The following is a 20,605-nucleotide window of genomic DNA, read 5'->3' on the forward strand; positions in this document are numbered from 1 at the left end:
AAGTCCCTCCGGGATGGGCGCCGTTGAAACCCCGTTGGACGAAGGTACCGCGCACAGGCGGGTTCCGGCCTCGTCCTCAAGAGCCGTACGGGCGGTGATTGCCCTACCGTAGGTCGGATGAGCGACCCGGCAACACCGCCCCGTTCTCTCGCGGAGGCGCTCCGACACAGGGACGACGCCTCCCTCGGCGCGCTCCTGCGCGCCCGGCCCGATCTGATCACGCCCGTTCCCACGGACCTCACGCAGCTCGCGACCCGGGCCGGCACCCGGGCCTCGGTGGTGCGCGCCCTTGAGCGTCTTGACCGGTTCGCACTGCAGACCGCGGAAGCGCTGGCCGTGGCGGCGGAGCCTGCCTCGTACGCGGAGTTGCTCGGGCTGATGGCCGGCTACGAGGTCGATGCGGCCGTCGAAGGGGCGCTGCCGCGCGCCCTCGGTACCTTGCGCGAGCAGGCGCTGGTGTGGGGCGGCGACGACCGGCTGCGGCTGGTGCGCACGGCCCGTGAGCTGCTGGCGCCCTCGCCGCAGCATCCGTCGCCGACGGGCCTGGGGCCGACGGTCCAGGAGGCGACGGCGGGCATGTCACCGGGGCGGATCCAGGAGATCGTGGGCGCGGCCGGGCTGCCCTCGACGCACGACGCGGTCTCGGCGGTGGCCGCGCTCACCGGGCTGTACGGCGACCGGAAGCGGATGGCGGCGCTGCTCGACCAGGCCCCGCCGGAGTCGCTGGAGGTGCTGGCGCGGCTGGTGTGGGGGCCGCCGTACGGGCAGGTAACGGCGGATCCGGCGGCCCGGCTGCGGTGGCTGATCGACCGCGGGCTGCTGCTGCCGACGGCGCCCGGCACGGTCGTACTCCCCCGCGAGGTGGCCCTGCATCTGCGCGGCGGCCACGCGCACCGCACCACCGAGCCCTTGCCGCCGGCGGTGGAGCCGGCCGCCGTGCACCGTCCACAGGTTGTGGACGCGGCGGCGGCCGGGCAGGCGTACACCGCGCTCGCGACCGTGGCGGAGCTGCTCAAGGACTGGCACGAGGGCGGGCCCGCCGTGATGCGGGCGGGCGGGCTGAGCGTGCGGGACCTCAAGCGGACCGCCGTCGCCCTCGACCTGCCCGAACCCGTCGCCGCCTTCTGGGTCGAACTCGCCTACGCGGCCGGGCTGTTGGCCTCCGACAGCGAGGCCGACGAGCGGTACGCGGCGACCCCGGCCTACGACGAGTGGCTGGAGCGGCCGGCCGCCGAGCGGTGGGCCCGGCTCGCGGAGGCCTGGCTGACGGCGACGCGGACGTCCGGACTGGTCGGCGGGCGGGACGCGAAGGACCGTTCGCTGTCGGCGCTGGGGCCCGGGCTCGACCGCTCGGCCGCGCCGGAGGTACGGCACCGGGTGCTGAGCCTGCTGGCCGGGCTGCCGACGGGCGCCGCGCCGACCGCCGACTCCGTGCTCGCCCGACTGCGCTGGGAACGGCCGCCGCGTGGCCCCCAGCCCGGCGACGACCTGCGCGGCCGGCTCGCCCGGTGGGCGCTGTCGGAGTCGGAGATGCTGGGCGTGACGGGCAGGGGCGCGCTGTCGGCGCACGGGCGGGCGCTGCTGGGCGCGCCGGCTGCTCCGGCGGCGGAGACGCTGCCGGCGGGCCCGGGCGACAAACTCCCCGTCCACCGCACCTCGGCCCCGACCCCACCCCCGCCCCTGGAACCCCTCACCCCCGCCGAACAGGCCACCGCCTCCGCCGCCGCCATCCGTCTCCTCACCCCACTCCTGCCCGAGCCGCTGGACCACGTCCTGCTCCAGGCCGACCTGACCGCGGTGGCGCCGGGGCCGTTGGAGCGCCCGCTGGCGGACATGCTGGACGTGCTCGCGGACGTGGAGTCCAAGGGCGGAGCGACGGTCTACCGCTTCACGCCGGGTTCGGTACGGCGGGCCCTGGACGCCGGTCGGGCGGCGACCGACCTGCATGCGTTCCTGGCCGCGCACTCGCGCACGCCGGTGCCGCAGCCGCTGACGTACCTGATCGACGACGTGGCCCGCAGACACGGACGATTGCGGGTGGGGGCGGCCTCGGCGTACGTGCGCTGCGACGACGACGCCGTGCTGAGCGAGATCCTCGCCGACAAGCGGGCCGCCGGGCTGCGGCTGCGCCGCCTCGCGCCGACCGTCCTGGCCACCCAGGCCGACCCGACGGCCCTGCTCGACGGCCTGCGCGCGCTGGGCTTCGCGCCGGCCGCCGAATCGGCCGACGGCGATGTCCTGATCACCCGCTCCGACGCCCACCGCACCCTGCCGCGCACGGCCCCCGAGCCGGTCCCCGACGGCCCCCCGGTCCCGGACGCCACGCTCCTGTCGGCCGCGATCCGTGCCATCCGGGCCGGCGACCTGGCCTCCACGACCCCGCGCAAACCGTCCGCGGCCCCCGTCTCCGGCGGCGCCCTCCCCCGCACCGGCCACGCCGAGACCCTCGCCACCATGCAGGCCGCCGTCCTCACCGGCGAGACCCTCTGGATCGGCTACGTCAACGCCGAGGGCGCCGCCAGCCAGCGCGTCATCGCCCCCATCCGCGTCGAGGGCGGCTTCGTCACGGCGTACGACCACACGGCGGACGAGGTCCGCACGTACCCCCTGCACCGGGTGACGGGGGTGGCGGAACTGGCGGACGACGGGGACTGACCCGGCCGGTCGCTCAGCAGTCCCTGATCGGGGCGTTCGCCGGGAGGCCGAAGTGGGTGCGGGCCGTGGACTGCAGGGTGCCGGCGTCCAGGGAGCCGGCGGCGGCCGGTTCCGTGGCGAGGCTGAAGTGGGCGGCCAGCCAGTCCGCGTACTCCGAACCGTCCGGGGGCTCCTGGCGGGAGGTGACGTGATACGTGCCGTCCGGGTCCCGTTTCAGGCGTACGACCTGCGGGATCGCAGCGCCGGCGCACTCCAGGAGGGCGCCCTCGTGGGTGCCGTACTCGACGCACAGGGTGTTCACGCCGGCCCGGACGAGGCCGTCGTGCTCGTCCAGGTCGAGGGCCTCGGCGCGGCAGAACCAGCGCGCGTCCTTGTACTCGTACCCGGTGCCCGCCGAGTCGGCCACCAGCCGGGCCTCGATCGCCGGCCGTACCTCGGCCCACAGCCGCGCGTCGACATCCGTCGCCGGCCACGCCACCCACGCCCCCGTCGCGAGCAGCACCCCCGTGGCTCCCAGGCCGGTCCCCCACCTGCGTACCGACATCACCCCACGCTCCTCCCCGAACCACGTGTGCGCGCGGCTCCCGCCGGTCAAGACAGTCGTGGGGGGCTCGGGGTTGCACCGGGAGTGCATCGGGTGTGAGCCGCACCCCACCGTGAACAGGGGGCTGTAAGGCACACTGGACGTTTGGCCCGTGCCGAAGGGATGTACGTACGTGAACGGTCCGCTGATCGTCCAGTCCGACAAGACGCTGCTCCTAGAGGTCGACCACGAGCAGGCCGACGAGTGCCGTCGGGCCATCGCGGCGTTCGCGGAACTGGAGCGGGCGCCCGAGCACATCCACACCTACCGGGTGACCCCGCTCGGGCTGTGGAACGCGCGGGCGGCCGGGCACGACGCCGAGCAGGTCGTGGACGCGCTCGTGCAGTTCAGCCGGTATCCCGTGCCGCACGCGCTGCTCGTGGACGTCGCCGAGACCATGGACCGGTACGGACGGCTGACCCTCAGCAAGGACCCGGCCCACGGGCTGGTGCTGACCACCACCGACCGCCCGGTCCTTGAGGAGATCCTGCGCTCGAAGCGGATCGCCCCGCTGGTCGGCATCCGGATCGACCCCGACACCGTGGCCGTGCACCCCTCCGAGCGCGGCCAGATCAAGCAGGCGCTGCTGAAGCTGGGCTGGCCCGCCGAGGACCTCGCCGGGTACGTGGACGGCGAGGCGCACCCGATCGAGCTGGACGAGGACGGGTGGGCGCTGCGGCCGTACCAGAAGCAGGCCGTCGAGAACTTCTGGCACGGCGGGAGCGGTGTCGTCGTCCTGCCTTGTGGGGCAGGGAAGACCCTCGTCGGCGCCGGGGCGATGGCCCAGGCCAAGTCCACCACGCTCATCCTCGTCACCAACACCGTCTCCGCCCGGCAGTGGAAGCACGAGCTGGTGAAGCGGACCTCGCTGACCGAGGAGGAGATCGGGGAGTACAGCGGTACGCGCAAGGAGATCCGCCCCGTCACCATCGCCACGTACCAGGTGCTGACGACGAAGCGGAAGGGCGTCTACCCGCACCTCGAACTCTTCGACTCCCGTGACTGGGGTCTGATCCTCTACGACGAGGTGCACCTGCTGCCCGCGCCGGTCTTCAAGTTCACCGCCGATCTGCAGGCACGCCGGCGGCTGGGTCTGACGGCGACCCTGGTCCGTGAGGACGGCCGCGAGTCGGACGTGTTCTCGCTGATCGGCCCCAAGCGCTTCGACGCGCCCTGGAAGGAGATCGAGGCGCAGGGGTACATCGCACCCGCCGACTGCGTCGAGGTCCGGGTCAACCTCACCGACGCCGAGCGGCTCGCCTATGCCACGGCCGAGACCGAGGAGAAGTACCGGTTCTGTGCGACGACGGAGACCAAGCGGAAGGTCACCGAGGCGATCGTGCGGCGCTTCGCGGGCCAGCAGATCCTCGTCATCGGCCAGTACATCGACCAACTCGACGAACTGGGCGAGCACTTGAACGCCCCCGTCATCAAGGGCGAGACCTCCAACGCCCAGCGCGAGAAGCTCTTCGGCGCCTTCCGCGAGGGCGAGATCAGCGTGCTGGTCGTCTCGAAGGTCGCCAACTTCTCCATCGACCTGCCGGAGGCGACCGTCGCCGTCCAGGTCTCCGGCACCTTCGGCTCCCGCCAGGAGGAGGCCCAGCGCCTGGGCCGCGTCCTGCGCCCCAAGGCCGACGGCCACAAGGCCCACTTCTACTCCGTCGTCGCCCGCGACACCCTCGACCAGGACTTCGCGGCCCACCGCCAGCGCTTCCTGGCCGAGCAGGGGTACGCGTACCGGATCATGGACGCGGACGAGCTGCTGGCGGAGGAGAGCTGAGCGAGCCGCCCGAAGGGGGCCGGTTTCCCGAAGAAGGCTGAGCCCAGCAGCGCCAGACCCAGCGGCGGGTACGGCGACACCAACGGCTGCGCCCACCACGGGAGTCGGAGGTCCAGGTCACCGGCGTGGGGCTGGGGCAGCAGCCACATCGTGCGGGACGCGAACAGGGCTGGGACCGGCAGGGGGCGGCCCGCGAGTCGGGCCGACAGGTGGATGAACCACACCAGCAGGAGCGCGTTGCCCGCGAGGAGGACCGCCTTGACGACGGGTACCGGCAGCCAGGACAGCGGGACGAACAGCAGGGCCGCGAAGGGCGGGTACGTGGCCGGCAACCGCCGGCGCGTGACCGTGAACCCGTAGAGATCGCCGCCGTGGGCGACCGCCGCTCCCTCGGCCCGGTAGACCAGCGCGTCGGCCATCGGAGCGCCCTGCGCGAGACAGAGGGCGACGAAGGCACCGAACGAAACGGCCGGCAGCGGAAGGGGTGTTGCCGAGTACGAAAGGGACGTCGCTGAGCGTGAAAGAGGTGTTGCCGAGTGTGACCCACTAGGGTCACGCGGTGACCCTAGTGGGTCACCTGCGGCGTACGCCCGCTTCCTCGCCGTACTCGCCGAGTATCGCGACGCTGAAGACCGCACCTGCGAAGACCTTGATCGCACGCAGGGCGTTGCCGACACGGTGGGGGTGGCTGCCCTCGACGGCCGTGGCACCGCTGGGGCGGGCCTGCCGAGGGGCGGGGGCTGGGGTGAAGGTTGCTGCGCTCATGTCTCCATGGTGGCTTTTGGCACATAAGGAGGGCATCGGTCTGAGGGGCGAAGCGAGGTCGTCGTGTCGTACGACTGTGGGGCGACCCGTTCCCCCACAGGAGGAGGGGAGCATCCCCTAGGGGTTGGACGCGGCCCCGTTCGTCGGCCCCGTTAATTGGTTGGCCTCCGCCTCCCCGCCTGACCTAGAATCTCCGCTCTTGCCCGCCTCCCTACCCGGAGTGCCGCCGCCCGGACGGAAACCGGTCGGTATCCAGTAGAGCCGCGCAGTTCGTCCGCGCCGTCCACACCGCAGGCCCTCGGAGGCACCCCCTTGTCCACGCACGCCCACGACACCCTCGACGACCCCCTCTCCCGAGAGCGCTCCCACCTCGCCTCCTCGCGCGCCGCCCTGCGGGCCATGCGGGAGGACGTCGAGTCGCTGGACATCCGCGACGTCACCGCGAACTGGGTCAACGCCGAGGTGCTGTCCCGCCAGATCGACGACCGCATCAAGGCGCTCGCCGACCTCAGCGACACCCCGCTGTTCTTCGGCCGCCTCGACTACCTCCACGCACCCGGCGCCGACCAGGCGGAAGGCGCGGACGGCGAGCGCTTCTACATCGGGCGCCGGCACGTGCACGACCACGACGGCGACCCGATGGTCATCGACTGGCGCGCGCCGGTCTCGCAGCCGTTCTACCGGGCGTCCAAGAAGGACCCGCTGGACATCGCGCTGCGCCGCCGCTTCGGGTACACCGGCGGCGACCTCACGGCGTACGAGGACGAGCACCTCTCCGACCCGGCGGAAGACGCCCGGACCAGCAAGCTGCTCCAGCGGGAGATCGAGCGCCCGCGCGTAGGTCCGATGCGCGACATCGTGGCGACCATCCAGCCGGAGCAGGACGAGATCGTGCGCAGCGGCCTGGGCGGGACGGTGTGCGTGCAGGGTGGCCCGGGGACGGGAAAGACGGCCGTCGGTCTGCACCGGGTCGCCTATCTGCTCTACGCCCACCGCGAGCGGCTCGCCCGCACCGGCACCCTCGTCATCGGGCCGAACCGGTCCTTCCTGCACTACATCGAGCAAGTGCTGCCGGCGCTGGGCGAGTTGAGCGTGCGGCAGGCGACCGTGGACGACCTGGTCGCGGGGAGCGTCGAGGTGCTGGGTACGGACGACGCGGCGGCGGCGATCATCAAGGGCGACGCGAGGATGGCTCAGGTGCTGCGCCGGGCCGTGTACGCGCACGTGACCATGCCGACGGAGCAGGTCGTGGTCGTGCGCGGGTCCCGCCGGTGGCGGGTGCCGGCGTACGAACTCGAGGACATCGTGCGGGAGTTGCTGGACCGGGGCATCCGCTACGGCGCCGCCCGCGAGGCCCTGCCGCAGCGCATCGCGCATGCCGTGCTGGTGCAGATGGAGCGGTCGGGCGAGGCGCCGGACGACCGGGTGCAGGACGCGGTGGCCCGCAACAGCGCGGTCAAGGCCGCGGTGAAGGCCGTATGGCCGCCGGTCGACCCGGCGAAACTCGTGCTGCGGCTGCTCACGGACGCGGACTTCCTCGCCGTGCACTCGGACGGGATCCTCACCGAGGACGAGCGGAAGACGATCCTGTGGGCCAGGCCCGTGCGGTCGGTGAAGGCCGCCAAGTGGGCGCCCGCGGACGCGGTGTTGATCGACGAGACGACGGATCTCGTGCAGCGCACGCACTCGTTGGGGCATGTGGTGCTGGACGAGGCGCAGGACCTGTCGCCGATGCAGTACCGGGCGGTGGGGCGGCGCTGCACCACCGGCTCCGCGACCGTCCTGGGCGATCTGGCGCAGGGCACCACGCCCTGGGCGACGCGGAGTTGGGACGAGGCGCTGGCCCACCTCGGCAAGACGGAGGGCGTCATCGAGGAACTGACGGCCGGTTTCCGCGTGCCGACGGACGTCATCACATACGCCTCCCGGCTGCTCCCGCACATCGCCCCCGGCCTCACCCCGGTGGCGTCGGTCCGGGAGAACCCGGGCTTCTTCGCGCTCCGCCCGGTCACCGGCACGGCCGAAGTGGTCGCCGCCTGCGAGGAGTTGCTCGCCCACGAGGGCTCGACGGGCCTGATCTCGGCGGACGCGCGCATCCCGGAACTGGCCGAGGCTTTGACGGCGGCCGGCCTCGGTCACCTCGCCCCGGGTGAGGAGACGACGGCCGAGACCCGTCTCACCCTGGTCCCCGCGTCCCTCGCCAAGGGCCTGGAGTACGACTACGTGGTCCTCGACGAACCGCAGGCCGTGGTCGACGGCGAACCGGACGAACGCACCGGGCTGCGCCGCCTGTACGTGACGCTGACCCGAGCGGTCTCGGGCCTGATCGTGACGCATGCGAGCGAGTTGCCTGCGCAGCTGACCTGATCGTGGCCCAGGCGGGCGCGCTGCCCGCGCAGTTGGCCTGATCGACGACGTGTCCGGTCCGCGGCCGCGCCTGATCGGCCACGCGCCCGGTCTGTGACTCGCCCGATCCGGCGCGGACTTCGGCGGGCCGCGTCGGGAGGCCGGGAAACCCCGCCTCGCGTCGTCCGGGCCATCGAGGCGCAGCCGCACGGAGCGGTCGCGCCGAGCGCCCGGTGCCCCCGCCCCCGGTCACTTCCCGTCCAGCACCGCCCGCCACTCGGCGACCGCCGCCGACGACACCGGCTCGTCCCAGCCGCGCGGGCGGGCCGCGCCGCCGATGTGGAAGGCGTCGAGGCCGGCGGCGCGCAGCGGGGACACGTGGTCGAGGCGCAGGCCGCCGCCGACGAGGAGCTGGGGCTCGTACCCGGGCTCCCCGCGGTGCGCCGCCTCGGCGAGCAGCGTGGACAGGCCGTCGTCGACCCCGGCGGCGGAACCGGCGGTGAGGTAGGTGTCGAGGCCGGGCAGGTCGGCGAGCTGCTTGCGCAGGGCGGTCCGGTCGGCCGCGTGGTCGATGGCCCGGTGGAACGTCCACCGGCACCCGTCCAACTCCCCGGCCAGCCGCTCCACGACCCCCAGATCCACCCCGCCCCCGGCGTCGAGGAAGCCGAGCACGAACTCCTCGGCCCCGGCGTCCCGCATCTCCAGCGCGATCCGGACCAGTCGCTCGACGTCCTCGGCGGGGCCGGCGGCGAAACCGTCGGTGAGTCGCAGCATCACGCGCAGATCGATGTCGACGGCGGCCCGGATCCCGGCGAAGGTCCGCACCGACGGGGTGAGCCCGTCGGCCGCCATGTCGGTGATCAGTTCGAGGCGGTCCGCGCCTCCGGCCTGGGCGGCGACCGCGTCCTCGACGTCGAGGGCGATCACCTCCAGGACTGCACGCGTGCTCATAGGACCCCTTCCGTCGTGTTCCCCTGGAGCGGCTACAGGTCTAGTCCAATCTCAGGGTAGCCGGGCGGGCAGGGGACCGCGAGATCGCCCCGTCTCCCTCGTCACGCTTGTCACTTTCGTCACGCGAAGTCGTCGGGCGGGGCGTCTGAATCCGGTCACTCCAAGACTCTGACCGGTCACCCGAAGATCTTCAGCTCCCCCTCCTCCGCCCCGGCCAGCTCGTACGAGACCCCCTCCGTCACCGGCCGCCCCGCGTACAGCCGTACGAGCGTGGCGGCCCCGCCGATGTAGCGCGCGGGTGGGCGCGGCGCGGTCACGGCGCCCAGACGCAGCGGCTCGTCCACGTCGTCGAGGTCGGCGTGCAGCGGCAGGTGCTCCCTCTCCTGGGTGATGCGCACCAGCAGGGTGAGCGCGTCCGGCAGCCCGGCCCCGGCGTACGCGCCCGGCGCCCCGAGGACCTCGCGCACATCACCGGCGTGCACCCACTCCCCCAGCGCGATCATGTCCAGCTTCCCGCCCGCCTCGGCGATCACCGGCCCCGCCTCGGTCATCCCGCGCTCCAGCTCGTCGACGACCTGCGCGTTCGTCCACTCGGCCCGCTCGGCGATGTCCCGGTCGTTCGCCTCGGGCGAGAAGACCCCGCGCTCGAACCGGCTCTCCACCACCCGCATCAGCGCGGCCGAACAGTGCGCGAGCACATCCCGCACCGTCCACTGCGGACAACCGACCGTCGGCAGCGCGAAGTCCGCGTCGGGCCGGGTCCGCAGCAGCGGCACGAGGGCGTCGCGCTCGACGCTCAGCAGTCGACCGGGCAGTTCGGGGTCCCGTACCTGGTATGGATCAGTCATGGATCCACGCTAGGGGGCGGATGGGGACGAGGTCACTGGGGCGCGGGGAGAATGAGGGCATGGCCGATCTCGATGCCCTGCGTCTGCGCTGGTCCCGTGCTCTGGACGGTGTCCGTACCACGGGCCCCGACCCCCTCCCCTACGCCGACAACCTGCTGGCCCGCTGGCAGGAGCCGCAGCGCCGCTACCACACGCTCGCGCACCTCACGGCGGTCCTGGACCACATCGACGTACTGGAGGAGTACGCCGAGGATCCGGACCTCGTACGCCTGGCCGCCTGGTTCCACGACGCGGTCTACCTGCCCGACCGCTCGGAGAACGAGGAGCGCTCGGCCCGTCTCGCGGAGCGCGCCCTGGCCGAGGCCGGGGTGTCGCAGGACGGGACGGCCGAGGTAGCCCGTCTGGTCCGCCTGACCGTCACCCACGCCCCCGAGCCCGCGGACGCGAACGGCGCCGTCCTGTCCGACGCGGACCTCGCGATCCTGGCGGCGCCCCCGTCGACGTACGCGGCCTACACGGCGGAGGTCCGCGAGGAGTACCACTTCGTGCCGAACGAGGCGTTCCGGGAGGGCCGTTCGGCGATTCTCCGTCAACTCATCGATCTTCCGGGGCTGTTCCGCACCCCCTATGGGCAGCGGGAATGGGAGGCGACGGCCCGCTACAACCTCGCCTCGGAGCTGGAAATGCTGTCGACCACGACGGACCCGGCCACCTAATGTGCGACGCATGCGTGAATGGGGCGTGGAACGGGTGGAAGAAGCCGTCGCGGGCTGTGCGGCGACGCTGCGGATGGCGCTGGACCGGGACTGGGAGTCGGTGCCGGCCGGGGGGCTGGAGTGGGACTGCCGGCGGACGGCGTTCCACATCGCCGAGGATCTGATCGCGTACGCGGGGCAGTTGGCGGGACGCGCGCAGGACGCCTACGTGCCCTTCGAGCTGGTCCCCGAGGAGGACATCGACAACGCGGGCGTCGTGCAGGTCATCGAGACGACCGGCGCCCTGTTCGCCGCCACGCTCCGCACCACCCCGCGCGAGGTCCGCGCCTTCCACCCGTACCCCTTCCGCAGCGCGAACCGCGAGGGCTTCGCCGCGATGGGAATGGCGGAGGTGCTGGTGCACACGTACGACATCGCCGAGGGCCTCGGCCTGCCGTACCAACCGCCTTCCGCACTGGCCGAGTTCGTCGTCACCCGCATCTTCCCGCACGTCCAGCCCGACCCCGATCCGTGGCGCACCCTCCTCCACGCCACCGGCCGCATCCCCCTGCCCGGTCGCGCCCTGCGCACCGACTGGCGCTGGAACAACAACCTGGTCCTGCACTCCGACCGCCTCACCCTCGAAGGCGTCACCCCCGCGGCCCTCGCCGACCTGGCCACGGGCGGCGACGGCGGTTTCAACTGGGTCGTCGGCGGCCCCTATTCGGGGACCCGGGAAGCGTCCGGGATGGTCCTCAAGGCCTACGAAGCAGGCACGCACCGACCCGAGTTCGGCCTGTTCGCCCTGATCCGCGAGGACGGCCTCGCGGTCGGCGGCATGGGCTTCCACGGCGTCCCCGACGAGGACGGCCGCGCGGAGGTCGGCTACGACCTCGTCGAAGGCGCCCGCGGCCGCGGCTACGCGACCGAGGCCCTGCGCGCCCTCTCCCAGTGGGCCCTGGCCCGGGACGACGTGAACTCCCTCTTCGCGACGATCGACCGGGACAACGTGGCGTCCCAGGCGGTGGTTTCGCGGGTGGGGTACACCAAGGTGGGCGAGGACGAGGAAGAGCTGGCCTACGAACTGGGGGGCTGAACCCGCCCCTTCGGCCGCCGCAACCCCGCCCCCGTAAGCAACCGCACCACTTCCCGGCTGCTGACCTCCACCGCCCCCGCCCCCACCGCGTCCCCGTACCGATGCGACGGCAGGTCGTAGTGGTCCCGCTCGAAGGCACGCCTCGGCACGCCCAACGCCTCGGCGAACACGTGGAGTTCGTCGTACGAGACGTCGCTGACGAGGTGGGACCACATGCGGCCGTGGCCGGGCCAGGTCGGGGGGTCGATGTAGATCGTCACGAGCGCCTCATGAGGACGTCATCCCGCCCGTGGCCGGGCCAAGCGTGCCGACCGCCGCGACCTTCACGCCGGCCTGGTGGCAGACCCAGTGCGGGTCGGGGCCCAGTTCGGGCTCGACCTCCAGGGCATGGGGGTCGCCGGCGCCGCACACCGGGCACAGCGGCCAGCGGCCGTACCGCTCCAGGAGGGCGTCCTGGACGTCCTGGGCGACCAGGCCAGCGACGTACTCGGCGCCCTCCGGCCACTGCTCGACCCACCAGCGCCGCTGCACGACGGAGTCCTCGACCAGCGACACCACGTCCGCCTCGGCGACCGCGCCCGCGGCCAGATCGGCGAGCACGAGGGCGCGTGCCGCGTGCAACGCCTGCTCCAGGGGGTCGATGAGGTCCATGCCCCTATTGTGCGCACTCTTGACCACAACACCGAGCCGAAAATATCTTTCATACGTGACCCAGGAAGTGAAGGAAATTTTCGCCAACCGTGCCGGGCCCGCCGCCCAGGCCGGTTCGCGCGCCTCCGCCGGTGCCGGCGCCCACGTCGGGCCAGGCATCGCCCCGCCCGCCCCCGCCGCCCTCGCCGCCAAGGTCCGCACCCTCGCGCCCTCGATGACCCGCTCCATGCAGCGCGTCGCCGAGGCCGTCGCGAACGACCCCGCCGGCTGCGCGGCCCTGACGGTCACCGGTCTCGGCGAGCTCACCGGCACCAGCGAGGCGACCGTCGTACGCACCGCCCGGCTGCTCGGCTACCCCGGCTACCGCGACCTGCGCCTCGCCCTGGCCGGCCTCGCCGCCCAGCAGCAGTCCGGGCGCGCGCCCGCCATCACCACCGACATCGCCGTCGACGACCCCATCGCCGACGTCGTCGCGAAACTCGCCTACGACGAACAGCAGACCCTCGCGGACACCGCTGCGGGGCTCGACACGGTGCAGTTGGGGGCGGCGGTCACCGCCGCCGCTGCCGCCCGGCGCATCGACGTGTACGGCATCGGGGCGTCCGGGCTGGTCGCCCAGGACCTCACGCAGAAGCTGCTGCGGATAGGGCTCATAGCCCACGCGCACAGTGATCCGCATCTTGCCGTCACCAATGCCGTGCAGTTGCGGGCCGGGGATGTGGCCATCGCGATCACGCATTCCGGGTCCACCGGGGATGTCATCGAGCCGTTGCGGGTCGCCTTCGAGCGGGGTGCTACGACGGTGGCGATCACCGGGCGGCCCAACGGGGCGGTTGCTCAGTATGCGGATCATGTGTTGACGACGTCCACGGCTCGGGAGAGTGAGTTGCGGCCCGCCGCGATGTCCTCTCGGACGAGTCAGTTGTTGGTGGTGGACTGTCTCTTCGTTGGAGTGGCGCAACGGACGTATGAGATGGCTGCGCCTGCGCTGGCCGCGTCGTATGAGGCGCTGGCGCATCGGCACCGTCGGTAGACCGTAACTTCGACCGGTTGTGGGGATGCGCGGGTCCGATGGGGCTGGTCGCGCACTTCCCCGCGCCCCTTACAGGCATGTCACCGTTACCGCACGATTGAAAGAGCCGCCTTCCATGACCTCCACCTCCAACAACCCCCGTGATCTGCAAGCCCAGTTGGAGTCCCTTACCACCGAGGCCTTTCGGCCGGACTTGGCCGACATCGATCAGCTCCCCACCCTCGACATCGCCCGGCTCATGAATGGCGAGGACGCCACGGTCCCGGCTGCCGTTGCGCGGCGACTTCCCGAGATCGCCGCCGCAATCGACGCCATCGCCGGGCGGATGGCCGACGGCGGGCGGCTGATCTACGCCGGTGCCGGGACCGCCGGGCGGCTCGGTGTGCTGGACGCCTCCGAGTGTCCGCCGACCTTCAACACCGACCCGGACGAGGTGGTCGGGCTCATCGCGGGTGGGCCGGAGGCCATGGTGACGTCCGTGGAAGGGGCCGAGGACTCCGCCGAGTTCGCGCGGGCCGACCTCGACGCTCTCACCCTCACGCCCGCCGACACGGTCGTCGGCATCTCCGCCTCCGGCCGGACCCCGTACGCCATCGCCGCCGTCCAACACGCCCGCGAGCTCGGCGCGTTGACCGTCGGGCTCTCCTGCAACGCGGGCAGTGCGCTCGGCGCTGCCGCCGAGCACGGTATCGAGGTGGTCGTGGGGCCGGAGCTGGTCACCGGGTCGACGCGGCTCAAGGCGGGGACGGCTCAGAAGCTGGTGCTCAACATGCTCTCCACGATCACGATGATCCGGCTGGGCAAGACGTACGGGAATCTGATGGTCGACGTACGCGCCTCGAACGAGAAGCTGCGGGCCCGGTCCCGTCGGATCGTCGCGCTCGCCACCGGCGCCGGGGACGAGGAGATCGAGCGGGCGCTCGCGGCGACCGACGGCGAGGTGAAGAACGCGATCCTGACGGTCCTCGCCGGGGTCGACGGACCGACGGCCGCCCGCCTTCTGGAGGAGTCCGGGGGACATCTGCGTGCCGCGCTGGCGGCGGCACCCCGCTGACCAGCACTCTCGGGGGATGCCTACCCCCCGGGATCTCGCCGCCGCGCTCCTCCCCCTCGTGGGAGGGGCGGCCAACGTCACCTCCGTCGCCCACTGCATGACCCGGCTGCGGCTGGGGCTCGCCGACCGGTCACTCGTGGACGAGGAGGGGGTGCGGGCCGTGCCGGGGGTGCTCGGTGTCGTGGCCGACGACACGTATCAGATCGTGCTCGGGCCGGGGGTGGTGGGAAGGGTGACGGACGAGTTCGAGGGGATGCTCGCGACATCGACGGCCGCCGGTGAACTGGCCCTCCTCGGCGGCCAGTTGAAGGAGGAGCAGAAGCTCCGTAACGCCACCCCTCTCAAGCTCGCCCTCCGTCGCGTCGCCAACGTCTTCGTCCCCCTCATCCCCGCCCTCATCGGCTGCGGCATCCTCGCCGGGCTCAACGGGCTGCTCCTCAACCTGGGTTGGCCGGCAGGGGTGACCCCGGCGCTGGCCGCCGTCGCCTCCGGGTTCATGGCCCTCATCGCCGTGTTCGTCGGCTACAACACGGCCAAGGAGTTCGGCGGTACGCCCGTGCTCGGCGGGGCCGTCGCCGCGATCGTCGTCTACCCGGGCGTGGCCAAGGTGACCGCCTTCGGGGTCGCGCTCTCCCCCGGTCAGGGCGGCGTCCTCGGCGCGCTCGCCGCCGCGCTGTTGGCGACGTACATCGAGAAGTGGTGCCGGACCTGGGTGCCGGCCACCCTGGACGTGCTGGTCACCCCCACCCTGACCGTCCTGCTCGCCGGCCTCGCCACGCTCTACGGGCTGATGTACGCGGCCGGCGCGCTCTCCTCGGCCATCGGTACGGGGGCGAACTGGCTGCTGGAGACGGCGGGACCGTTCGCGGGGCTGATCCTCGGCGGGCTGTTCCTGCCGCTGGTCATGCTGGGGCTGCACCAGGCGCTGATCCCCATCCACACCACGCTCATCGAGCAGCAGGGGTACACCGTGCTGCTGCCGTTGCTGGCGATGGCGGGCGCGGGGCAGGTGGGTGCGGCGATCGCCGTGTACGTCCGGTCGCGGCACGACGCTTCTCTGCGGACCACCATCAAGTCCGCGCTTCCCGCTGGGCTGTTGGGGATCGGCGAGCCGCTCATCTACGGCGTCTCGCTGCCCCTCGGGCGCCCCTTCCTCACCGCCTGCGCGGGTGGCGCGGCCGGTGGTGCCTTCGTCGGGTTCTTCGCGCTGCTCGGCGACCGGGTGGGGGCGACGGCGATCGGCCCCTCGGGCTGGGCCCTGTTCCCGCTGCTCGCGGGGAACAGGAGCCCGGCCCTGACGGTGGCCGTCTACGGCGGTGGGCTGCTGACCGGCTACCTGGTCGGCTTTCTCGCCACGTACGCGCTGTTCAGGCCCGCTGTCCCTACAGCCGATGCCCCGACACCTGTGCGATCCACGTGACGAAGTCGGCGGGGTCGTTGTCGGCGCCGTGGCCCGCGTCCCAGTAGTACTTGAGGTCGACGTCGTCGCCGAGGTCGCGCAGGCGGGCGGCGAGGTTGGACGCGATGGTGAGGGAGGTGTCGCTGTCCTTGGTGCCGAGGCGGATCCACCAGTGGCGGGAGCGGTGCGGGTTGACCTTGTCGACCAGGTGGTACATCGGGTTCATCGAGTGCAGCTTCTCGGGAATGTCGCTGTCGAGGCGGGTGGCGGTGGAGCCGGAGGTGTCGTGCTCCTGGCCGTAGCGCGTGAAGTGGCGGGCGATCGTGGTGCCGTTGCCGAACTCGTTGCACTCCGGCGTCGACAGGTCGAACGCGTCGAAGGACGGCGCGCTCTTCTTGCGGGCGCCGACATGGGTGAGGAAGTCCGCCCAGGTGAAGGTGGCCCGGTCGCCGGACCAGGTGATGAACGGGTTGGCCGTGAGGTACGTCGTCCGGTCCGCGTCCGAGAGGGCCGCGAGGTAGCGGGTGGCCGAGGGCTCCAGGTGGGTCCTGACCAGGTAGTCGTCGAGGTTGCGGACGGTCAGGCGGCCGAAGCCCGGGGCCGTCAGGTGCAGGGCCGCCAAGTAGCCCGTGAACTCGGCTTTCAGGTCCGCCGCGATCGTCTGGTCCACCGAGGTGCCGTCCGCGAGCGGGTTGTCGGCCCAGCACCACTCGTAGGACATGTCCGCGTGTTCGAGGTCGGTGATCGGGCACCAGTCACCGCTCGCGAAGATCGCGTCGCTCCTGTCCGCCGCGCCCAGCGCCTTCAGGTACGGCTCGTAGAGCGGGCTGTCGCCCGACGCGCCCAGCAGCGCGGACAGCGCGCCGCCCGCGCTCGTACCGGACGACACGATCCGCTCGACGTTCCCGGGAATCAGGCCCCGGTTGAACCGCAGGTAGCGCACGGCGGCCTTGAGGTCGACGATCGCGGCGGGCGCGACGCCGTAGTACACACCGGAGGAGTCGACGAGCGTACGGCCGCGGGCGCCCGGCTCGACGACCACGTATCCGGCGAGGAGCGAGAGCTGGGTGCGGTTCGGGCCGCTGTCACCGCCGCCGGGGCCACCGGGACCTCCCGGACCGCCGGGTCCGCCCGCGCCGCCGATGCCGGTCGCGTTCGCCACCGAGGACGGCATGTAGCCGCCGACGGAGTTGGCGAACAGGATCGGCGCGGCGGTCGCGTCGACGGCCGTCCCGTCCACCGACACCGGGACGCTGACGTTGAGGCCCTGGTAGGTGACGTCGACCGGGTTCGCCACGTAGCTGGCGACCTTGTGGAAGTGGTACGTCACCGAGTGGGCCGTGCCCTCGGTGTCGGTGATGCCGATGGTGAGCTCGGTGTAGGCGCTCGGGTCGAAGACCAGCGAGGCGTCCGTCCCGGACGCGGTGCCCTTCGAGGTCGCGGCCCGGGCGCCGGTGGCGAACCCGACGGACGGGGCCGCAGCGGCCGCGGTGAGCCCCATGACCACAGTTCTGCGCTTCACTCGCTTCACTTCCGTCTCTTCTCTGGGCGGCTCGTGCGGCACGAGTGCAACAGTGGTTCCTTAAGACCTCCTGTGAATCCGATGAGTTGCCGCCAAAATCGTCAACAATCCCTGGTCCGGGGCGGCAGGTTGGCCTGAACCGTGCGCATTTGAAAGGCTCCCACCGTGAACCACGCCCAGCTCACCGCCCTCGGTCGCGCCCTCCGGCTCCTCGGTGAGCACGGCGAGGCGCTCTCCACCGACACCCCGGACACCAAGCTGCACGAGGCCAGGGCCGATCTGCGCCGCGCCCTGGCCCTGCTGGACGAGAGCGTCACCGGCGCCGCGCCCGCCACCCGCTGCCCCGAGCATCCCAACGGCCCGGTCGACGAGAACGCCCACGACCTGTGCCTGCTCTGCGAGACCCGCCGCCGCTCCGCCCGCCGCGCCGAGTTCAACGGACCCGCCATGCCGGCCAGGGCCGCCGACACCACCGCCTCGTCCCGCTACGGCGTCCGCTCCGACCGCCCGCAGCCCCAGGAGCGCTGGCTGCCGGAGCTGTGGAACGGGCAGGAGTGGCAGCTGTGCGGTACGCCACGCCGGGACCGGCACGAGGCCGAGCTGTATCTCACCGCCCAGCGCCGTGCCCCGCGGGCCGCCATGGCGTACCGGCTCGTGCACGAGTTCACCGACTACGAGGTGCTGCGGGTGTGGGGCACGCCGGTGAAGGTCGACATCGAACCCCTGGGCAACCTGTAGGCGCCGCCCGCTACTTGGGCAACGACAGCGGCCGGAACTCGTACCCCTCCCAGAGGCGGCGCGAGCTCTCCCTCGGGTACGGCATGACCTGCGGGTCCACGTCCAGGACCTGGACCAGGCGCTGTTCTCCGTCGTACGCCGGCCAGCCCGGGTCGCCGCCGCGTGCGAACGCCGTCCACGAGGAGCGGAATCGGGTGGACAGGGCCCGTGCTTCCGCGGGTACCTCCACGCCCCCGAACAGCAGGATGCCGAGGTCGGCCGCGTACGTGCCGAAGAGCAGCGGGATGTCCAGGCCGTGGCAGGCGCCGAAGACACCGCCGCTGCCGGGGGCCGGCCAGGTCAGCTCGTAGACGTGGGCCCGGCCGCCGCCCTTGAGCTGCGCCTCGGCCAGCCGCAGGGTCGGCATGGCGAACAGCCAGTCCGTCCAGACCTGTTCGAAGAGCTCGCCCGGCGTGGCGTCCGGGAAGGCGGCGCGGTAGGAGCGCTCGCCGTCCGGCTGGGGCGCGTAGGTCCGCAGGGCCCACGCCGTCTGCTCGTCGCCGACCTCGGCGGCGAGTCCGGACAGTTGGGCCAGGACCACGAACAGCCGGTACTCGTCGCGGTTGTGGCCGGTGAGGAGGTCCACGTCCCGGGCCGCGCCCGCCGCCAGGGCCTCCCAGGGGGAGACGGGGAGGACCTCGCCGTCGACGACCGGGGCGAAGGGGGTCGCCGTCGCGGCCACCTGGCCCCACCGGTCGCCGAACGCCCGCATCTTCTGGCCCAACGCCTCGCCGACCGGGGCGAGTTGATGCGGGGCGAGGGTGGAGAGGTCGGCTGCCGTCGGGCGCAGGCCCGCCTCCTCGGCGATGGCCGCGGCGATGTCGCGGGCCAGTTCGTCGGAGAAGAACGTGCCGGGCACGCTCTGCGCGATCGCCCGCCCGAACAGGCCCCGTGCGCTCGGCATCGCCAGCAGCGACGCCACCGACCCGGCCCCGGCCGACTCCCCGAAGACGGTGACCTGTCCGGGGTCCCCGCCGAACGCCGTGATGTTGTCCCGTACCCACTCCAGGGCCGCCACCTGGTCGAGCAGTCCGCGGTTGGCGGGCGCTCCGTCGATGCGGGCGAAACCCTCCATGCCCAGGCGGTAGTTGAAGGTGACGACGACCAAGTCGCCCTCGCGCGCGATGTGCTGGGCGTCGTAGCCGGGGCTGGCCGCGTGGCCGAGCTTGTAGGCGCCGCCGTAGATCCAGACCATGACCGGGCGCCGGGCGGCCGGATCGGCGTCCGGGGTCCAGACGTTGACCGTCAGCCAGTCGTCGCCCGTGGGTTCGGTCGCCGGGCCCTTGAAGCCCTGGATGCCGGACTCCTGCGGGGGCGGCGGCCCGAAGGCGTACGCCTCCCGGGTGCCGTCCCAGCTCCGGACGGGCCGCGGCGCGGCGAACCGGGCCTCGCCGACCGGGGCTTGGGCGAACGGGATGCCGCGGAACACCGTCAGCCCGTCCTCCCGCCGCCCGCGCACCGCCCCGGCGGCGGTCCGCACGACAGTCCCCGCGGGCTCGCTGGTCGTCATCGACTGCTCCTCACTCATGAGTTCCGGGACTCGTCGGCCCCGGCGTACCGCTCGATCAGCTCCCGCGTCCGCTCCTCGTCCAGCTCGTACACCGTCTCGTGGGCACGGGGATCGCGGGCGTGGAAGGTGTGGAACATCGGGCCCGTCGCGCCGCCCAGCTCCACCAGCGAGGCGGACGCGCCGCGCACCGCGCGTTCCGTGCCGGGCCGTGTCGTCAGGTCGATGCGGTTGACCACGCCGGGGGTCACCCAGACCGGGACCCGCGCCAGCAGCCCGAAGAGCTGGAGGTGGAAGTGACCGGTGAGGACGACCCGGACGTCGCTTCCCCGGATGACGTCCGCGAGGGCGTCCGGATTGCGCAGCCCGAAGACGCGCTGCGTCTCGACGTCGAGGGCGAGGGGCGGGTGGTGGAAGGCGAGGATCGTGCCGTGCGCGGCGTCGGCCGGGGTGGCCAACACCCCCCGCAACCAGTCGAGTTGCTCGTCCCCGAGCCACCCGTGCACCTTGCCCGGCACCAGCGAGTCCAACGTCACGACCCGCCAGCCGCCCACCTCGCTCACCGCGGCCCGCTCACCCCGCGCCGACCCGACGACCGCCTCGGCCCGCTCGGTGCCGTCCGCCGCCAGGTGCCCACTCCCCAGCACCTTGCCGAACGCCTCGCGCTCGTCGTGGTTCCCGGTGGTGAAGAACACCGGCGCGTTCCACCGCCGGGCGAACTCCGTAATCAGCTCACGGGCGGTCGTGTACGCCTCCACGGCCCCGTCATCGGCGATGTCGCCGGTGACGAAGACCGCGTCGACGTCTCGCTGGTGGCGCAGTTCGCCGAGCATGAGACGGAGGGATTCGGTCGCGTTGACACCACGCCCGTTGGGGGCGTCGGTGCGGTCCAGATGCGTGTCGGACAGATGAATGATCCGCATACGACGGAACGCTAGCCCAG

General features: G+C 72.5%; 18 protein-coding genes and 1 pseudogene. 9 read left to right on the forward strand and 10 right to left on the reverse strand.

Translation table 11 applies throughout. The features are described from left to right. Positions 1-117 precede the first annotated feature (117 nt). Positions 118-2,655, forward strand: coding sequence for a helicase C-terminal domain-containing protein (locus M2283_RS28435; RefSeq protein ID WP_280879262.1), 2,538 nt, complete (start codon positions 118-120; stop codon positions 2,653-2,655). Between the two features lie 13 nt (positions 2,656-2,668). Here M2283_RS28435 and M2283_RS28440 read toward each other — a convergent pair whose 3' ends face one another. Beyond that, a complete protein-coding gene (locus tag M2283_RS28440) occupies positions 2,669-3,199 on the reverse strand; it encodes a hypothetical protein (RefSeq protein WP_280879263.1) in 531 nt (176 codons plus the stop codon). 172 nt (positions 3,200-3,371) lie between these two features. Between M2283_RS28440 and M2283_RS28445 the strand changes: the two genes are divergently transcribed. After that, positions 3,372-5,018, forward strand: a complete 1,647-nt coding sequence (locus tag M2283_RS28445; protein ID WP_348538933.1) for a DNA repair helicase XPB — start codon at positions 3,372-3,374, stop codon at positions 5,016-5,018. 152 nt (positions 5,019-5,170) lie between these two features. On the opposite strand, the pseudogene M2283_RS51675 reads toward M2283_RS28445, so the two are convergent. Next, positions 5,171-5,437: pseudogene (locus tag M2283_RS51675) on the reverse strand (glycosyltransferase 87 family protein); the annotation flags it as partial. Positions 5,438-5,591: 154 nt separating this feature from the next. Beyond that, positions 5,592-5,783, reverse strand: coding sequence for a hypothetical protein (locus tag M2283_RS28455; RefSeq protein ID WP_280879265.1), 192 nt, complete (start codon positions 5,781-5,783; stop codon positions 5,592-5,594). 399 nt (positions 5,784-6,182) lie between these two features. Here M2283_RS28455 and M2283_RS28460 point away from each other — a divergent pair, with 399 nt between their 5' ends. Continuing rightward, positions 6,183-8,150 (forward strand): HelD family protein, encoded by a 1,968-nt coding sequence (locus M2283_RS28460; protein WP_280879456.1) that lies wholly within the window; start codon positions 6,183-6,185, stop codon positions 8,148-8,150. 228 nt (positions 8,151-8,378) lie between these two features. Here M2283_RS28460 and M2283_RS28465 read toward each other — a convergent pair whose 3' ends face one another. Beyond that, positions 8,379-9,080: a copper homeostasis protein CutC gene (locus tag M2283_RS28465; protein ID WP_280879266.1), complete on the reverse strand. Its 702-nt coding sequence runs from the start codon at positions 9,078-9,080 to the stop codon at positions 8,379-8,381. Positions 9,081-9,256: 176 nt separating this feature from the next. Continuing rightward, complete coding sequence (locus tag M2283_RS28470) at positions 9,257-9,928, reverse strand: maleylpyruvate isomerase family mycothiol-dependent enzyme (RefSeq protein ID WP_280879267.1); 672 nt, start codon at positions 9,926-9,928, stop codon at positions 9,257-9,259. 59 nt (positions 9,929-9,987) lie between these two features. On the opposite strand from M2283_RS28470, the gene M2283_RS28475 reads away from it, so the two are divergent. Then, the gene (locus M2283_RS28475; protein ID WP_280879268.1) at positions 9,988-10,644 is read left to right on the forward strand and encodes an HD domain-containing protein; all 657 of its coding nucleotides are present in this window, start codon (positions 9,988-9,990) and stop codon (positions 10,642-10,644) included. A 10-nt stretch (positions 10,645-10,654) separates the two neighbouring features. After that, on the forward strand, positions 10,655-11,719 hold the full coding sequence (locus M2283_RS28480) for a GNAT family N-acetyltransferase (protein ID WP_280879269.1): 1,065 nt from the start codon (positions 10,655-10,657) through the stop codon (positions 11,717-11,719). On the opposite strand, the gene M2283_RS28485 is transcribed toward M2283_RS28480, so the two are convergent. Together M2283_RS28485 and M2283_RS28490 are read right to left on the reverse strand one after the other, a co-directional pair. Further along, a complete protein-coding gene (locus tag M2283_RS28485) occupies positions 11,701-11,979 on the reverse strand; it encodes a DUF4031 domain-containing protein (RefSeq protein WP_280879270.1) in 279 nt (92 codons plus the stop codon). The two genes, M2283_RS28480 and M2283_RS28485, sit on opposite strands and share 19 nt — an antisense overlap. Positions 11,980-11,986: 7 nt before the next feature. Then, positions 11,987-12,370: a hypothetical protein gene (locus M2283_RS28490; RefSeq protein WP_280879271.1), complete on the reverse strand. Its 384-nt coding sequence runs from the start codon at positions 12,368-12,370 to the stop codon at positions 11,987-11,989. Positions 12,371-12,425: 55 nt separating this feature from the next. Here M2283_RS28490 and M2283_RS28495 point away from each other — a divergent pair, with 55 nt between their 5' ends. From M2283_RS28495 to M2283_RS28505, 3 genes are all read left to right on the forward strand, one after another. Continuing rightward, the gene (locus M2283_RS28495) at positions 12,426-13,403 is read left to right on the forward strand and encodes a MurR/RpiR family transcriptional regulator (RefSeq protein ID WP_280879272.1); all 978 of its coding nucleotides are present in this window, start codon (positions 12,426-12,428) and stop codon (positions 13,401-13,403) included. A 115-nt stretch (positions 13,404-13,518) separates the two neighbouring features. Then, positions 13,519-14,457 (forward strand): N-acetylmuramic acid 6-phosphate etherase, encoded by a 939-nt coding sequence (murQ, locus tag M2283_RS28500; RefSeq protein ID WP_280879273.1) that lies wholly within the window; start codon positions 13,519-13,521, stop codon positions 14,455-14,457. Between the two features lie 16 nt (positions 14,458-14,473). After that, positions 14,474-15,877: a PTS transporter subunit EIIC gene (locus tag M2283_RS28505; protein ID WP_280879274.1), complete on the forward strand. Its 1,404-nt coding sequence runs from the start codon at positions 14,474-14,476 to the stop codon at positions 15,875-15,877. Here the strand turns inward: M2283_RS28505 and M2283_RS28510 are convergent. Further along, on the reverse strand, positions 15,840-17,357 hold the full coding sequence (locus M2283_RS28510) for a subtype B tannase (protein WP_348538934.1): 1,518 nt from the start codon (positions 17,355-17,357) through the stop codon (positions 15,840-15,842). The genes M2283_RS28505 and M2283_RS28510 overlap by 38 nt on opposite strands. A gap of 186 nt (positions 17,358-17,543) precedes the next feature. Between M2283_RS28510 and M2283_RS28515 the strand changes: the two genes are divergently transcribed. After that, on the forward strand, positions 17,544-18,116 hold the full coding sequence (locus M2283_RS28515) for a hypothetical protein (RefSeq protein ID WP_280879276.1): 573 nt from the start codon (positions 17,544-17,546) through the stop codon (positions 18,114-18,116). A gap of 10 nt (positions 18,117-18,126) precedes the next feature. On the opposite strand, the gene M2283_RS28520 is transcribed toward M2283_RS28515, so the two are convergent. Then, positions 18,127-19,665 (reverse strand): carboxylesterase/lipase family protein, encoded by a 1,539-nt coding sequence (locus tag M2283_RS28520; RefSeq protein WP_280879277.1) that lies wholly within the window; start codon positions 19,663-19,665, stop codon positions 18,127-18,129. A gap of 14 nt (positions 19,666-19,679) precedes the next feature. Continuing rightward, entirely contained in the window at positions 19,680-20,585 is a 906-nt protein-coding gene (locus M2283_RS28525) for a metallophosphoesterase (RefSeq protein ID WP_280879278.1), read from the reverse strand. Positions 20,586-20,605 lie beyond the last annotated feature (20 nt).

Origin of the sequence: Streptomyces pseudovenezuelae (genome assembly GCF_029892565.1) — a bacterium.
Lineage (GTDB): Bacteria > Actinomycetota > Actinomycetes > Streptomycetales > Streptomycetaceae > Streptomyces > Streptomyces pseudovenezuelae_A.